The 15839-nt window shown below is 47.6% G+C and carries 12 protein-coding genes; 2 read left to right on the forward strand and 10 right to left on the reverse strand.

What is annotated here, in order from left to right; genetic code table 11:
* Positions 1-84: 84 nt before the first annotated feature.
* From AC5JLB_RS25770 to AC5JLB_RS25800, 7 genes are all read right to left on the reverse strand, one after another.
* On the reverse strand, positions 85-1539 hold the full coding sequence (locus AC5JLB_RS25770) for a DUF1802 family protein (RefSeq protein WP_495876687.1): 1455 nt from the start codon (positions 1537-1539) through the stop codon (positions 85-87).
* Complete coding sequence (locus tag AC5JLB_RS25775; RefSeq protein WP_495876688.1) at positions 1536-3401, reverse strand: hypothetical protein; 1866 nt, start codon at positions 3399-3401, stop codon at positions 1536-1538. Before AC5JLB_RS25775 ends, AC5JLB_RS25770 begins: the two co-directional genes overlap by 4 nt.
* Positions 3402-3422: 21 nt before the next feature.
* Complete coding sequence (locus AC5JLB_RS25780; RefSeq protein ID WP_495876689.1) at positions 3423-4127, reverse strand: hypothetical protein; 705 nt, start codon at positions 4125-4127, stop codon at positions 3423-3425.
* 422 nt (positions 4128-4549) lie between these two features.
* Complete coding sequence (locus AC5JLB_RS25785; protein WP_495876690.1) at positions 4550-5176, reverse strand: DUF3611 family protein; 627 nt, start codon at positions 5174-5176, stop codon at positions 4550-4552.
* Between the two features lie 163 nt (positions 5177-5339).
* Positions 5340-6047, reverse strand: a complete 708-nt coding sequence (locus tag AC5JLB_RS25790; RefSeq protein ID WP_495876691.1) for a hypothetical protein — start codon at positions 6045-6047, stop codon at positions 5340-5342.
* Between the two features lie 122 nt (positions 6048-6169).
* Positions 6170-8467, reverse strand: coding sequence for a CHASE2 domain-containing protein (locus tag AC5JLB_RS25795; RefSeq protein WP_495876692.1), 2298 nt, complete (start codon positions 8465-8467; stop codon positions 6170-6172).
* The gene (locus tag AC5JLB_RS25800) at positions 8451-9248 is read right to left on the reverse strand and encodes a FecR family protein (protein WP_495876693.1); all 798 of its coding nucleotides are present in this window, start codon (positions 9246-9248) and stop codon (positions 8451-8453) included. The genes AC5JLB_RS25795 and AC5JLB_RS25800 overlap by 17 nt, the downstream gene beginning before the upstream one ends.
* 449 nt (positions 9249-9697) lie before the next feature.
* Here AC5JLB_RS25800 and AC5JLB_RS25805 point away from each other — a divergent pair, with 449 nt between their 5' ends.
* On the forward strand, positions 9698-11701 hold the full coding sequence (locus AC5JLB_RS25805) for an FAD-dependent oxidoreductase (protein WP_495876694.1): 2004 nt from the start codon (positions 9698-9700) through the stop codon (positions 11699-11701).
* A 186-nt stretch (positions 11702-11887) separates the two neighbouring features.
* Here the strand turns inward: AC5JLB_RS25805 and ggt are convergent, their stop codons facing one another.
* The 3 genes from ggt to AC5JLB_RS25820 all read right to left on the reverse strand — a co-directional run bounded on the left by ggt (position 11888) and on the right by AC5JLB_RS25820 (position 15352).
* Entirely contained in the window at positions 11888-13693 is a 1806-nt protein-coding gene (gene ggt / locus AC5JLB_RS25810; RefSeq protein ID WP_495876695.1) for a gamma-glutamyltransferase, read from the reverse strand.
* Positions 13694-13807: 114 nt separating this feature from the next.
* A complete protein-coding gene (gene cbiB, locus AC5JLB_RS25815; protein WP_495876696.1) occupies positions 13808-14806 on the reverse strand; it encodes an adenosylcobinamide-phosphate synthase CbiB in 999 nt (332 codons plus the stop codon).
* 102 nt (positions 14807-14908) lie between these two features.
* Entirely contained in the window at positions 14909-15352 is a 444-nt protein-coding gene (locus AC5JLB_RS25820; protein WP_495876697.1) for an Rrf2 family transcriptional regulator, read from the reverse strand.
* 53 nt (positions 15353-15405) lie between these two features.
* Here AC5JLB_RS25820 and AC5JLB_RS25825 point away from each other — a divergent pair, with 53 nt between their 5' ends.
* A complete protein-coding gene (locus tag AC5JLB_RS25825) occupies positions 15406-15759 on the forward strand; it encodes a chloride channel protein (protein WP_495876698.1) in 354 nt (117 codons plus the stop codon).
* Positions 15760-15839 lie beyond the last annotated feature (80 nt).

Consider the following 15839-nt stretch of genomic DNA (forward strand, 5'->3'; position numbering starts at 1 on the left):
TAGGGGCTATTTTCTTTTGTCTAAAAGCAAAACGGATGAAAGATAGAGTTCTCTCATCCGCTTACAGATCCATTCACGAGTTTATTAAACAGACAAATCGCGGAGAAAGTAGAAGCGATCGCTACCATCACTTCCCTTTTTACGTCCTAAATAACCTGTTAGAGGTGACGAAAGCTCAATCAAAATTTCATGCATCTCCTCGCGCCTCAAAGGTTGGGGAGGCTTAGAGACAATATAAATAGCGTGAAGTGCAGATACATTTGCATCTTCATCGTTAGCATTTTCCAGGTAATGCTTTGTGAGTTCAACAATATGCGATCTCAACTTAATGCTTTGACTTACCTGACCAATAAACTTTTCTACTTCTTCATCAGCCTGGCCATCTATAAGATGTTCCTTCAGCTTTAACAAATCAACTGGATACTTGTGGTGTAATTTGACAAGTTTTTCAAGTGTTGTAGGAGTAATAATTGCCATACCGTGTACCCTTGCTGCTCTCTTCAATTGATCAGTTGGCTCACCTGGTCCAATAATAAGCTTAGCTGCCTGGCTAAATGTTTCTTTATTTTCGAGACGAATGGTTCCTAGATTTAGCAATTGAACTGCTGTATCGTTCGGAATCTTCTTGCCTGACTTACACTCGCCGACTAAAGGATAAGGATGAGAGCAAAAGAGGTCTAGTCCCCCTGCTCCACCTTTGTGGGAATAGTCAATGCTAAAGCCTAACAATTCAAGACTTTTGCGAACAATGTTTTCAAAATCTGTTCCAGCTTGATAATTACTCTTGCCTTCGTCATCTTCTTTACTGCGATCGCCTAAAAGAGAGATTTCGCTAATCCATTTTGGCTCCTCAATGACTTGGATGTGGCTGCTCTGCCATCCCAAAAGTTGCTTAATTCGATGCTTAAACACTGTTGTATTTAGAATTTCGCTAGCGTTGCTTTCCGCCTGCAACACTAATGATTCTAATGATGTATAAGGGTAAACTACACCAGATACTAACCAAGTTCTGCGTCGAATAAAGCTTGTTGTACTAATGGCTGGAGTGTCCTGCTCGCTTGCTGATACTATAGTGTCTTCGGAACTGGGAAAATAGTAAGGGCTGGATTGTGGTGGGGCATTGACGAGCATAGGTTCAGGCAAGCGATGAACTCTAAGGAAAAGCAGTTTCAGAACTTGATTCTCCTCGAACATATGCTCCAACGCAGTTACGTTCCAAACAGTTGAACGGGCAACTTGAAGTAGCAGCTCTTTAGTATGTGAATGCATGTGCCAATGGTACTCAGCACTTGCCCAGGTTTTAATTAGGACAGGAGCTCTCGAGTAGCGCTTGCATGTCTCTTGAGCATTACTCAAGAATTCTGGTTGATAGTACTCCTCCCGCGTGAGATTTGATGGAATGTGCTGAGATGGATACAGCCAAAATGCCTGGCCTTCTGGTACATACTGCTTAAAAGGTATAGCAATCAGCTTGCCCAGACTCAACATTTCTACATCGAAAGCAGGAATCTGAATTCCTTTGATAATTTGAATACTCATTCTGCTTCTGGCGCACTGAGAATTTCGCAAATTAATGGATTGTCAGTGACTAATCCCAATTCCTGGATAAGGGCAATTAGCTGCTCTTGTTTAAAGCCATAGTCCTCAGCTTGCTTATAAATTCTTTCCAGCACAACAAGCGGCTTAAGGTCACTATAGTTCAACACAACAACTTCTCCCCCTTGTCTGTTGACCAGTTGAGTTTCAAGCTCCTTGCCTTTTCTCCAATTCAGTGGAATTGGGGTAGAACGAACTAGACAGCCACGAGTTAGCTTGTACTTCTTGTAGTCTAGTAAGCGTTTCATGACAGCATTGAAAGAAATTCCATTGGTCGTCTCACATGCTCTGATGCCAATACGGACTTTCTTCTGATGTAACGAGTCGTAACCTGAAACCACTAAATGGAGATCGTGATTTGAAGCTCTAATTTCTTCAACTTGAGTGATAACTACATTAGCTGTACCTCTATTTGGCACCATTCGCATAGCGCATGTGAGGATAGCTGCCAATCCATCATCATCCTTTTCTTTTTTCGAGACTTGTACTTTGGTTAGAAGCTCGTTGTAAAGGTTGAGCAACTCTGTCTTAGCCTTTTCATCTGGATCGGAAGGAGGTGCAGGCGAAGTAGGTGGATTCCCAGGAAAAGGTTGCTGATGCTCCTCAAATCTCTTGGCACACCAGTTTCTAAAGAATGCACGCGCACCCGCCGCTTCACTTGCTACTTTTCTAAGCTCACTTTCCTCGAAGGGATAGAGATAGGGATAATCAGTGGAATTAAGTTGGTTCTGATTATAAAACCAATCTAGCCGTAGTTTGACTAGCTCTACTATTTGATCTGCCGTTGGTGGTTTGGTGCTTACTGCCCATTGTCCTACGCGATCAGGAATTCCACTGCCCATATGTTCGATTTCTCTCCACGTGTCGCTTATGACGCAACATAGAAGAATGACATTACTGCATTGGAAGTAGATTCGATCTAGGCATCTCGCTACAACCTGAGCTTTGCTGTCACCTGTCTCCAAATTAGGCTCAACGCTATCTAGCTGATCGAAGCAAATCACCACGGGCGCTCGGACAACTTCAGCTAACTTACACACTTGCTGAATAATCCAAATTGAGCGTTGATCTTGCTGGTCGGCTGAATACTCTGGTAGACCTGCTTGTTTAATGTAAGGGTGATCATCTCCTTTCAACCATGCTAATCCTACTTGAGCGACTTTAAGGTTTTTGAAGAGAGTAAATAGAGCTGCCTTTAGAAAATTGAAGTCTAATTCAGGTTGATTTTCTAAGATATTTTCTGTCAGGTTATCAAAGAAATTCTCAATTTCTGATTTAGCGACAGTTGCAATAATATATTTTCTGAGTAGATCAGGTTGATCACACTTTTCTACATACTCTTTATACTCTTTCTCATATTCCGTTCCTTTGAGTGTGGAGATCGCAGCAGCAGCAAGTTTCTGCCATTGAGTTATACCATATGCATCTTGTCGATTGAAATCAAGACATAAGCTGACACGAACGTGAGAGTCGATGCGATTGGGATTTTTACAAGGAGGAATATAAGAGAAAACAGCTTGACCATCTCTCTCAATATTTTTCCAAATCCGATGAATGACATGGCTCTTGCCTGTTCCTCGATCTCCTTTAATAGCAATGCCAACCTTTTTTGAGAATTTTTGGCGGATCTCGATGATTGCTTGAGTTATTTTTTGATCAACGTGCTGATTTAGGCTGGATAAGTCTGTCATGACATTACCCCAAACTTCATCGGCTGAGATCACTTGCTCTAGCATGAAAGGGTTGGGGCTATTCTTGCGAGCGTTGGTGAAAAGGGTGTAGGAATCTTGCGGTGCTGCGATCATGACTGCTGGCTCTCTTCAAACTTAGGTTGGTTGGCTGATATAGAACAAAAGACCTCGAATTTCACTCTCAATCGAATTGCGCTTTTGCTCCTCGGTTGCTCCAATAGCCTCACCCGTTTGTAAATAGAAAAGCTGATCTGCCTGCATGTTCATGATCCAGTTGTTAAACTCTGTCCTGCCAATGCAATTGCCCATTTCTTGTCTCATATGCCAAATGGGCACTAATCCACTGTAGTTGCAGCCCTTGTTCAATTCCTCAAACATTTTGAGAGCTTCAGTCTTGAACTCGTCATAGGATGAGATCTCAGCTTTAACTTTGCCATTGGAGCCGTTTCCATTTGTCTCAGCAATACGAACCGCACTATCATTTGATGCTCTTATCCATTTCAACAGCGCATTTGCAGTTCTTGCGCCAATTGAAGCGTCAAAGGTGAATTCAGCGTTTTTGAGTCCTTGGTCTAATAGTTGCATTCCTTTATTAGAGAGTGAGATGACTTGAATACGCTTACCAGAGATTGCGATCGCTTGCTCTTTTTCCAATTGGCTCAAAATCGGCTGATAACTTGAAGTTTTCTCTTTTGGGCGGGCCACAACTCGTGCCATTAATTCACCTTTCTTAATATCAGCGCCACCCATATCCCAAAGCGCTAATAAAAGTCGAGTTCGCGCTTGAGCCTCTGTTCCGCGCAATCCAGTTTTTTCAGTTTCGAGTGTTGCCGTTTTCATGCTCAAAGCCTTTGTTGATTTATTCTCGTTTAACACTCCAGATCGTCTGAAATCCGTCAAGGCTTCAGAAATTGTTCGAGTGTTTTATGCGGTTATGTATCGAAGCCGTATCATCAGGGCAATTAGTTCCCAGAATGCCCCTATGTTTACAGAATTAACGTAAAAACTTTACAAGCACACGTAGATGGCGCAAATCTCGCCTGTCTAGGCAGTAAGCGTATCTCTAACTCCCAAATAGCTTACTATCAGGGGGTTTTAGTGCATTGGAAGCTTGCCCTACCACTAACCATACAAACATTACATACGGAGTGTCTAGCGCGAAACAGTAAACTTGATACCGAAAACAGTGAAGTTGCTATAAAGAATAGATTTAAGTATCAATTGCAAATCTGATTTGCGTAATTACACATAAAATTTTAGCGTTAACGATGCTGATTCTCAATCCACTGAAATAGTCCTAATGTACTGACTGCTGCAACGAAGCTTCCAGCAATGCCATTCATGTTTGCTAATGCGACAAGAATATCGAGCGATCGGATAATGCGTGCCGGATCGTAGATTGCTACTCCTTGAGGTTGCGCGATCGCTTTAGATAGCAATAACCCCAGCGTTGCTCCGCCACCCAAAATCGTAACCAACATCCCAATGAAGCCAGCGATAACACCAACTTTCAGCACTTGTAGCACTTCCGCTTTCTTAGGATGCACACTCGCATTCAGATTCCGTAATCGTCGCGCAAATCGCGTCAGCCGAAAGGCAATATAGAGATTTGCCAGCAGCACGACAACCCCAAACACCCCCCAAAAAATGCCAATCCCTAACCCTGGCGTTACCCCTCCTGTTGGAACTCCGCCCGGGACGCCTGGAACCGTCGTCGGCGTGAGCTGCTGACTAAAGCTTCTACCTGTGATCGCAAACGCTAAGGTCAGGGCAGCAGCAGCAGTCAAAACGAACTGGAGGCAAAAGCTCGCCAGTCCAACCCATCGAAGAACAGTAGCAATCCGATCGAGTTTGTGTTGGTTTAGGCTAGTTGGGATTGGGGTTTCCATGAGAACTAAGGGCTGACGAATGAAAGAATCTGAACGACTGCCTTTCACAGTAGCTCTAGATCAACTTTGTCAACACGACCGCAAGTAGCAAATTTTAAGTAGCGAATTTTGCTAAAGCCACCGCTCAACGCATTGCCCGTTCAATTCCCAGTCCCCTACCGTTCTAAGACATCACATCCGGTGGAAGAAAAAGAGAATTGACGAATTCCAATCCAGACGTTTCAAAAAACTCGATGGTCAGATTGCCAACGGCTTGAGTTGTAAACCAATCTACTCCACCGCTAATCGTTGCACCCAAAATTGGAACCGTAACCGCAAATGACCGTTGCAGCAGTTTTTCAGTCATCTTTCTGCCAGATAATTTGCACAGTAGTTCGGCTAAATATTTAGGAGCCTCTTTTGTTGCAACCTGAATTGACGACGTTTTAAGGACATCTACTGCGTTAAATGCAGAGTATTTCATCATACTAGAGGCTTCGTTCATTGCAAATTCCTTCAGTTCATTTAACGAACCATTGGTAAGCAGGAGAAAAACGGCGGTTTTGAGGTCAGTATTGTAAGGCGTGTACCCATAAACGGACGCGATCGCTTTAATCATAAAATCCTGCGTCTTCCACGTTCTAATGAGATCTAGGGGCAACGTGAACGGCAACGCACCAGCTCCCATTAAGCCCGTTGCTGCGCCTAACCAACCGTTATTAAACGCTTGCTCCTCAACAATCTTTTGGGCAATTCCTTTGCGATCGAGGTGAGAATAGCTGACGCGAAGATTCTCAACGTAGGCTTCAATCGCCTGAGCATCAGAAACTAAAACCCAATCAACAAAAAATTCAAACGTCTTTTCTGCCAAGTTGAGGGATGCAACATTCATAAAAATCTGCTCACGAAAATTTGTAAACTGAACTTCAGTTCTCTGCATTCTAAATGATTTGCGATTCAGCCTGATTAAGGTTTCTCTAATGAATAACTGAACGGTTAGAGATCTGCTGCGGACTATGCCTGACTAAACGGTAACCTTACCGTAAACGTTGTCATCCCGTCTCCACTATCGACCTGAATCTCTCCATCGAGGCATTCGACCAAGCGTTTAACGAGGGCGAGTCCTAGCCCTGTGCCGCCCTGCTTCCATGGGTCAGCTTTCGGCACTCGGTAGAAGCGATCAAAGACTCGACCCAATTCTGCCTTAGGAATCTCAACGCCCGAATTGCACACCGTAATTTCAAATTCTGGATCTACCGCGTCTGCCGTCACCAAAATTTCTCCTTCAGGAGGCGTGTACTTGCAGGCGTTATTCACCAACTCTACAATCACCCGTTCTAAACTAGAGCGATCGCACTCAACCGCTAGTAGCTCTTTATCGACTCGAATGGTTAATGCCTGCGATCGCGCCTCGGTGCGCTTGTAGAACGGTTCGATTAGCTCTGGAAGCCAGCTTTGTAAATCAAGTCGCTCAGGGCGCAGCACTTGCCCCCCCACTTCTAAACGCTGTAAATCGAGCAAATCATTAATCAGTTCTGTTTCACGAGTGCATTCGTTGTCGAGAATCTGTAAATAGTGATCGCGCTGAGTCTCCGTTCCCACAAGTTTGAGGAGTTGAATGGCCATTTTCATGTTGGTCAAGGGCGTTCGCAACTCGTGAGACACCGTACTCAAAAAGTCGTCTTTGAGTTGACTCATCTGATGCAGTTCATCAATTTGCTGATCTAAACTCGCCTCGATCTTTTTGCGATCGCTAATGTCTTCGAGCAAAATGAGAATGCCATCTAACTGAAAATCGCTCTCCGTCTTCTCAAACGAGCGAGACTGATAGGACAACGGCTCTAGCTGCAAACGGTGCCAGCGCGTGCCGAGCAACTGCTCTTTTGGTCGGGCAGGACGTTCAGATTGCAATGCGGCTAAGGCGTCTTGCCACTCACTCTCGCTCAGCCACTGAGGCACTAACTCAAACTCTAATCGACTGCCAATCTCAAGTTTCAGCAGATTGGCAGCAGTCGGATTGCAAAACCAGACCAGCCCATCGAAATCGGCGGCAGCAAGCCCCATTGAAAGACTGCGTGCGATCGCAGCTTGGGTCGATTGCGATCGCCCAAATCGCTCTGCAAGGGCCGCTAACTGAATCACGCGCTGCATCGAGGCTAGCGAGTTGGGCGGCAGCGACTGCGGTTCCATGAATGTGGTCGGGCTAATCACGAGGTCAGACTCGTAGCGCTGCCACAGTTGACGCACCTGCTGCTGCAAAATCGAATTCATGCGCAACCGCTCGGTCAACGCGACCAATATTGTCGTTGAAACAATCAGCCCAATCGGAAACGCAACTGGAATCAAAACATTAAACTTTAGTAAGAGTAAGCTCACTCCCCCCCAACCTAAAGAACTACCCAGGGCAATCAACGCTTGAATCTCCGACCGCCAAAAACTGAGAATCAAGCTTAACCCCGGACCTCCTAGCAGCAGCAGCAGCCAGACAGGCTCCACAGGATGCAGCGCGTTGTTTTGCAATACATTGTGAATCAGGGTGGCTTGCAGATGCACTCCGCTCGCAGGTGGATTGAGATTAAATGGCGTCCGCGCTGGATCGAGACCCGAAGCGGTTGCGCCGACCAGCACAATTTTGTTCCGAAAGGCACTATCGCCCACCAAGCCTTGCACCACGTCTGCAAAGGAATGACGCTGAATGCGTTTGATCGAGCTTGCCCAATTGAGCCAAACTGGTCGGGTTAAATCTACTGGTGGAACGGGAGCTTGGGTCAGCGAGTAGCTCTCAATCGCGGCTAGCCCAAAGGCAAGATTGGTTTGAAACCGAGGATCGATCTTTCGCACAATCCCATCCGAATCCATGTTGGCTCGGATGTGACCACTGCCAGAGGCGGCATCTTGCAGTTGGGGTACGGGAAGCAGTGGAAACTCGCTTTGATTGTCGGTTTGAGCCAGCACGACTCGCCTCGAGCGGGCGATCGCTTGCGCTAAAGTCGCGTCGTCTGGTGTTGCCTCAGAGAATAAAACATCGATCGCAATGACACCTGCTCCTGCTTTAGTTAAGCGATCGATGAGTTGAGCATAATATTTTCGCGAAAATGGGAATCGCGCTAACCGTTTCACACTAGCATCATCGATCGCGACTAGCACCAAGCGATCATCCCAGGCAGCTTCACCCCGCGCCTGAAATAGGGCCGTGTACGCAAGCTGTTCAGCAGGTTTCACCACTCCTAACTCTAGTAGGGCAGCGATCGCGATCGCTGCGATGCCACCCGGGAGTAAGCGCCATCCGAGTTCACTAAAGCGCCAGTTCATAAGTTTGTGTCTTTCCAAGCGGAGTAGTGACAACGACTTTAAGCTTCAGGAATGAAGGAGCGAGATAGAGAACTCGAAAAAAACCATTGCGATCGACAGGTTCGGGCGCTCCGTCGATCGTGACTGTATTGACCGGATCAACTTGACCCACCAGACGCACATTCCGAATGCCCCCGCGAGCGATTTGTCGGTCAAATCGGTACGCCAGACCCGGATCATCTCTTAACGGTACTGGGTTTGTTGGCGCTTCACCTGAAATTGTAAAATTTTGATAGCCGTTGGGAACTCTCACTTCTACTCCTTGTGCGGTGGTGGCGACGGCTCCTTCCAGGGTTGCGATCGCGGTTTTGCCGCTCGGCTCGACGCTGATTCCAAACTCTGTTCCTCGCACACCACTTAGCCCGGCTGGGGTCCGAAGCTCTAACTCCGATTCTCGGTTGGTAAAGCTGCGGAGCTTGAGGCGAACCTGCCCCTGCAAGACATCGAGCCGCGTAATCCGCCCATTGTTTGGAGTTATTTTGAGTTCTCGCACCCGGAGTGTAGTTTTCTCTAATACCCGAATCGTCCCAAGTCCAGTATCGACCAGTAGGGTTGCTGACGAATTCTTATCGGTGGTGATCCTGTCTCCTACAATAATTAAACGATCGCCTACACGGGCAGGGCGAGACACATTTTGAGCCGCATAATTCACGTCGCCAGAGACCTGCTGAACTGAAATCCATCGATTTACTCGAACCCGGATACTGTCTTGCTGGGCTGTGCTTTGTGATACAAGTATCATTAGAGGTGAGATAACGGCAGCAATAGCGCCGGGTAGAATCCTGAATTTCATAACGTATTATTGTTGCATATCATCTCACATGTGCCAGAGTAAACAGAGTCAAATTTTACAGTCAAATCTTTGGCAATCTGAAACAAGTACTTAACCCAGTTCGTCACGCTGCTTCTATAGAATGCAATATTTTTATGAATGCAATCGTTTTATTAATGGATTGATTTCAAGCCGTAATGGCTCTCAGAAGACGGATTCAGATAGATCTCGTGTTTTTTCTACTCGAACTAATATTACCAGTTCTCAAAGTCAAGTTTGAGAGAGGTTGACGACTGCAAACCTTACAGATGGATAGGAGTTATGTGAAGTGGGTTGATCTACAAACGATTGTCTGAGAACGAATAAATTGTGTTAGAAGAATTGAGCAAAAGCTGCTTGTTTAGCGTGAAGTGTGAGTTATGAAGAAAGTATTGACTTTAGGTGCAGTCTCACTGCAAATCAGTGGAGTCCTAATCGCAGGATGGTCAAGCTCAACTGCAGCGGCTCCAGCCCAATTGGCACAAAGCGCGACTCCGAAAGCGGTAGATCAAGCTGTCGCCTGTGATGTGCTAGTTGTTGGCGGCGGGATTTCTGGAGTTGCGGCGAGTTATGAAGCGCTAAAAGCGGGTCGAACGGTTTGTTTAACTGAGATTACGGATTGGATTGGCGGACAGCTAACGGCTCAAGGAACCTCTGCCCTCGACGAACGACCGACTCAGCGATCGCAGCTTTATTTTCCGCAAGGCTACGCCGAACTACGGCAGCGCATTCTCGCTCAAAATAACAACAAAAATCCCGGCAGTTGTTGGGTGAGTTTGGTGTGTTTTCTGCCAAAGGAGGGGCACGAGATTCTACAATCTCTCTTGAAAGAAGCTGAAAAGCAAGGCAAAGGAAAGCTTTATCTGTTCCCAAATACGGCGGTCAAATCGCTACAAATTGAAGGGAGTCAGATTCAGTCGGTGCGGGGCATTCAACACAGTCCAGCCGCAGGCGCACCCCCGTTAAATACGTATCCGTTATCTCGCACGATTGAAGATAGCTATCGTGAAGCGGACTCTGAGCTATTCAAGAAGAAGATTGTCCGGTTTACGCCGCCTGCGTCGGGCAAATGGTCTGTGGTTGAAGCGACCGAAACAGGAGAATTATTAGCCTTAGCGGATTTGCCCTACCAAGTGGGAGTGGATGCGCGATCGTATCGCAATCCGTCGTCGTCGAGCGAGACTGACAATCCTTATTGCGCTCAGGCGTTGACCTACACGTTTGCAATGGAAGCCACCAAAACTCCGCAAACCGCTCAGCCGCCCGATTTTTATGCTCAATACGAGAAGTCCTATAGTTTCAACGACGAGCGTTACGCTCAGTCGCCCGAACTTGTGTTCACCTATCGTCGCATCGCCAGCCAAAAGCCAAATTCTGGGTCTAAAACGGTGCTTCCAGGCGATATCTCGATGCAGAACTGGAGTTGGGGCAACGACTATGCTCCCGGAACCTCAGCAGATAACTATTTGCTGACTCGTCAACAACTGCGTTCAACCGGACAACTTGAACCGGAGGGATGGCTGGGTGGATACCGGGTCAGCACGCTCAAAGGAGCAGAAGAACAGGCGATCGGCTTTTTCCATTGGTTTCATTCCGGCACGTCCGATGCCAAGCAGCCGATCAAGAAGCCCTATCCCAACATTCGCTATCTACAAGGCTTCGATTCTCCGATGGGCACGGCGCACGGATTATCGAAATATCCTTACCTCCGCGAATCTCGTCGGTTAGTAGGTCGCTATGCCTATGGCTACCCCAACGGATTTTTAGTGGATGAAGTCGCAATGTCGCGCAAGAACTTTAAAGATCCTTACTACACCGAAACCCTGACGCCAGAAGCCTACCGAAATTTAGCCGCCTCGATCGCGGGATTGCGCACCATTGATGTGATTCGCGGCAAGATTGAGCCGCAGCAGGTCGAAACTCGGGCGCGATCGCACATCTATCCCGATAGTGTGGGCATTGGTCATTACAACCTAGACTTTCACCCCTGCATGGTCGAGTCGCCGCCCGAAAAACCAGGCAATCAGGAGCGTCCTGGAGAACGGCAAGGAGCCAGTGAAGCGTTTCCGTTTCAAATTCCGTTGCGATCGATGGTTCCGCCGAAGATCGATAATTTGCTCGTGACCGGAAAAAGCATGGCGATGAGTCACATCAGCGCCTCGGCGTATCGAGTTCACGCGATCGAATGGTCAATGGGTGCGGCAGCAGGAACGACAGCCGCCTATTCATTAGAAACGGGAATCCTGCCGTATCAGTTAGTGGAAAACCTGCCGAGAGCAAATCCTAAATTAGAGGAATTGCAAAAACGGTTAAATGCGAATGGCAATCCGACTGCGTTTCCAAACACATCGATTTTGAATACGAATTGGAAGGATTGGAAATAAGACAAACAGCGCGATCGTAATCAAGCTAACCCGTTGATTGCGATCGCGCTTCTAATTGCACCTAGAAAGCGGAGATGCACCTTGACAAACATGCCTTTGTTTTTAACCACAATCTAAGAAACTCCAATGTCATCATCATTAGCAATGCATTGCTGACGGCTTAATTTGTGTTCTGTACAATGCTGGTCAAAATCCTGCGGCGATGCCTTCGCCTCGTGGGTCGGCGGCTCCTTCCAACACTCCATCCGGCTGCACGACGATCGCAGTTGCATTGCCCCAGTTGGGTCGCGATTCGTCAATCTGATGTCCGCGCCGTCGCAGTTCTGCAACCGTCAACGAATCAAATCCCCATTGTTCGACCATTAATTTATCAGGCAACCACTGGTGATGAATACGGGGTGCGGCAACGGCTTTCTCAGCGCTCATGTTGTAGGCTAAAACGTTCAACACCACCTGCAATACGGTTGTAATAATGGTGCTGCCTCCGGGTGCACCTGCGGTCATTCGCAAGCGTCCATTCTCGGTCACAATTGTTGGCGTCATGCTGGAGAGCGGAATTTTTCCTGGCGCGATCGCATTGGCCTCTCCGCCGACTAACCCAAATGCATTCGGTGTATTCGGCGCACTTGCAAAGTCATCCATTTCATTGTTAAGCAGGATTCCGGTTCCTTTTGCCACTACACCTGCCCCAAATCGAAGATTCACGGTGAACGTTAAACTCACAGCATTGCGATCGCGATCGACAACGGTCAAATGGCTGGTCTCGTTCGATTCGCGAGACAACTGCTGGATTAGTTTTGGATCACCCGCTTTGACTTGACTCGACGGAGTTGCTGTTTTAGGGTTAATTTCTTGCCGCCGGAGTTGGGCGTATTTTGGACTTGTCAACGCTGCAACGGGCACTTTGACAAATGCTGGATCGCCTAAATAAGTCGCGCGATCGGCGTAGGCAATTCGCATCGATTCTGTTAGCAAATGCAATGTGTCGGGACTATGCCACCCCAATGTTTTGAGATCAGTTGTTCCAATCAAATTGAGCATCTCAAGTAAATGCACTCCGCCCGATGAAGGCGGCGGCATTGAGCATACTCTTGCTTTGAGGAAATTGCCGCACACCGGATTTCGCCACGTCGGACGATACTGCTTCAGATCATCGAGCGTAATTAACCCACCGTTGACCGTCATATCCTGCGCGATCGCAGTCGCTATTTTTCCCGTGTAGAAACTATTGGGATTTTCGGAGAGCGATCGTAACGTTGCCGCTAACTCTTTTTGCACCAAAAGTTCGCCAACTTGCAGCGGCTTTCCGTCGCGGGTAAACAAGCGTCGAGCATCCGCATTTTTTCCTAATATTTCTAAGCGCTCTTGCGAAGCCGTGGCTAAGGGCTTGCTGATTGGAAATCCAGTTTCAGCAATCCGAATCGCGGAGGCCATCACGGTCTTCCAAGGCAACTTTCCATAGGTGCGATGGGCTTCATACAGTCCTGCAACGGTTCCCGGTACGCCCACAGCGAGATGTCCATCAGTGCTGGCGTTTGGACGCACCTTGCCTTGAGCATCGAGGTACATGTTGCGGCTGGCTTTGAGAGGGGCCTTTTCGCGAAAATCTAGCGCTCTAGTTTCGTTCTTGTTCGCCTGATACACCAGCATAAATCCACCACCGCCAATTCCCGCTGAAAACGGTTCGACAACAGAGATTGCAAATGTTGTGGCAACAGCCGCATCCACAGCATTTCCCCCTTGTTGCAGCATGGCAAGCCCTGCTTGGGAGGCGAGGGGATGGGCAGAGGCAACCATGCCCTTAGAGGCGCGATCGAGGAAGGGATAGGGAGTGTTGGATGAAGACGGGGAAGCGGGGGATTGAGCAATATCTCTAGCGTTGCGCTCTGCGCTAATGGCAGCAGTAATGGTTAAGGGATAAAAAATTGCAACAGAAGTTGAAATGCTGAGGCAGATGAATTTGGAGAAATGTGAAAAGGCAAGTCGTTTCATAACGGACATCAATGCAGATTTAATTGACGATACCATCAACCTATTGCTGTTACTTTGTTTTCGCAAATCTTGTTGTTTTTGCAAATCTTGTGAACGTCTTTTACATTTATTGCCCTATCCGCTGCCAAAGTTGCCTGCTATCGCATACGCTACGCTCCATACTCCAAGCCAAATTAGAAAACACCAGCGCGTCAGCCGCAGCGCTGCCCGAATTCGCTCTGGAGTAATCGGACGAATGGGTTCGCCTAATAAAGGCTTCGGTTTCTCCACGCCTCGATAGTAGTTAACACCGCCAACTTGTACCTCTAGCGCAGCGGCATAAACACACTCGCTCCAACCCGAGTTTGGGCTTGGATCTTGAGCCGCATCCCGTTGACATAGCTTCCAGACCTGAATGGGTTTACCCGAAAGAAGACCTAATGTAATCACCGTCAATCGGCAGGGAAGCCATGTTAAAACATCATCTGTTTTGGCGCTAAACCAACCGATTTCAGCATAGGGCGCGGTTCGATAACCGACCATCGAATCGAGTGTACTCGCGGCTTTGTACGCGATCGCGAGTCCAACGCTCCCCACTGGAAAAAATGCTCCGACCAATGCATAGAACAACGGAGCCATAACCCCGTCAACGGCATTCTCAGCAACGGTTTCAAACACGGCTCTGAGGATTTCGGGTTCTGATAATGCGTCTGTATCACGTCCAACGTATAATCGCAGCCGCGATCGCGCCGCTTCCAAGTTTCCCTCGGTCAATGGTTTCAGCACATCTTCCGCCGCATGGCGCAAACTGCGTCCGGCAAAGCAACTGGCAAGCAGAACTGCTGCAACTGCAATTCCCAATCCTGGATGAATCGAGTGAGCGATCGCAAGAATGATTTGTGCGATCGCACTACTTCCAACAATGAGTGCGATCGCTAACCCAACGCCTGCCCCTTTCAGCAATATCGGGTGTTTAACAAATCGGAAGACAGCCGTTGTGTATTGACCAATGCTCCAACCCATCACCTGCACCGGATGCAGCCACCCCCACGGATCACCAATCAGGAAATCCAACACTGCCGCACTCACTAGAACGATCGCTGCATCCTTCAAATCTGCCTCAACCAAACTCATACCAACTCAGCAAATACTTAAATATCGTACAGACGTTTCGCCGAAACGTCTCTTCACGATTTCGCTCGATATTGCAATCTGCTGCATTGAAATAAATTGGCATCACACAATAAAACTAGCTTCTTCCCCTTGAGCCGCTTGCCAGCTTCGCGCATCGTAATATAAATCTTCTAACGAAATGCTGTACAAGGCTTCTTTCATTTTCTGATGCAGTCGATTCCACAGACCAAACGTGACCCAATCTCCCGCCTGAGCGCTGTCAGGAGTGTGACGCGGTAACGGCTCTACTGTCTCGCCGACCGCCTCTAAAATTTGCCCTAGCGAAATGTGAGCAGGCTGCCTTGCCAGTTGATACCCGCCTTGGACGCCCCGCACCGAGCGGACAAGTCCTGCCCGTCGCATCTCAATTAGCAGCTTTTCTAAGTAAGGTGCAGGAATATCTTGACGCTGCGCGATCGCGCTCACGGGGGCGGGCTGTTGTTGAGGCTGAAAGCATAAGTCAAGCAGTGCCTTAACGCTGTAATGTCCGCGAGTTGTGAGTTTCATGATCGCAATAGCTATGTATTGATATTTTATGATGTGCTACTAATCGTTGCACCTTGCATTCAGGTTTTCGAGGTGGTTTCATTTTTCCACTATTTCATCTAGGTGCAGTGGTTGGGTTTGCCCTCTCATTGGGATTTCCGCAACTCTATCCGACGATTAGTATGGTGTGCATGATGGCAGCCGTGACTGTAGCCATTACTAAGACGCCGATTAGTATAACGGTGATTCTCAGCGTTTTATCGAGTACATCAATGGTTCCGGTGATCCTGATTGCGTGTATTGTTAGTTTCTTGCTGACGACTGACTTGTCGTTAGTTAAAACGCAGCGATCGCGGAGTGAACTTTCTTCAGAATCACGCGTTTTCACTAGCGAATCGGCTCCTCAATCCGTTCCAGCCGAAGTTTAGTGAATAATTCAACACAACAAAAATTCCTCTAGTGTTCTGAGCGTAGCGCTGGAGGAATTTTTATTATGCTTCCTACAAAG

The organism is Myxacorys chilensis (assembly GCF_059505265.1).

Bases quoted from the DNA above. Each gene is read 5' to 3' on its own strand.
- AC5JLB_RS25790 (WP_495876691.1), bottom strand. From the start codon at position 6,047: ATGAATGTTGCATCCCTCAACTTGGCAGAAAAGACGTTTGAATTTTTT.
- ggt (WP_495876695.1), bottom strand. From the start codon at position 13,693: ATGAAACGACTTGCCTTTTCACATTTCTCCAAATTCATCTGCCTCAGC.
- AC5JLB_RS25785 (WP_495876690.1), bottom strand. From the start codon at position 5,176: ATGGAAACCCCAATCCCAACTAGCCTAAACCAACACAAACTCGATCGG.
- AC5JLB_RS25780 (WP_495876689.1), bottom strand. From the start codon at position 4,127: ATGAAAACGGCAACACTCGAAACTGAAAAAACTGGATTGCGCGGAACA.
- AC5JLB_RS25775 (WP_495876688.1), bottom strand. From the start codon at position 3,401: ATGATCGCAGCACCGCAAGATTCCTACACCCTTTTCACCAACGCTCGC.
- AC5JLB_RS25820 (WP_495876697.1), bottom strand. From the start codon at position 15,352: ATGAAACTCACAACTCGCGGACATTACAGCGTTAAGGCACTGCTTGAC.
- AC5JLB_RS25795 (WP_495876692.1), bottom strand. From the start codon at position 8,467: ATGAACTGGCGCTTTAGTGAACTCGGATGGCGCTTACTCCCGGGTGGC.
- cbiB (WP_495876696.1), bottom strand. From the start codon at position 14,806: ATGAGTTTGGTTGAGGCAGATTTGAAGGATGCAGCGATCGTTCTAGTG.
- AC5JLB_RS25805 (WP_495876694.1), top strand. From the start codon at position 9,698: ATGAAGAAAGTATTGACTTTAGGTGCAGTCTCACTGCAAATCAGTGGA.
- AC5JLB_RS25770 (WP_495876687.1), bottom strand. From the start codon at position 1,539: ATGAGTATTCAAATTATCAAAGGAATTCAGATTCCTGCTTTCGATGTA.
- AC5JLB_RS25800 (WP_495876693.1), bottom strand. From the start codon at position 9,248: ATGATACTTGTATCACAAAGCACAGCCCAGCAAGACAGTATCCGGGTT.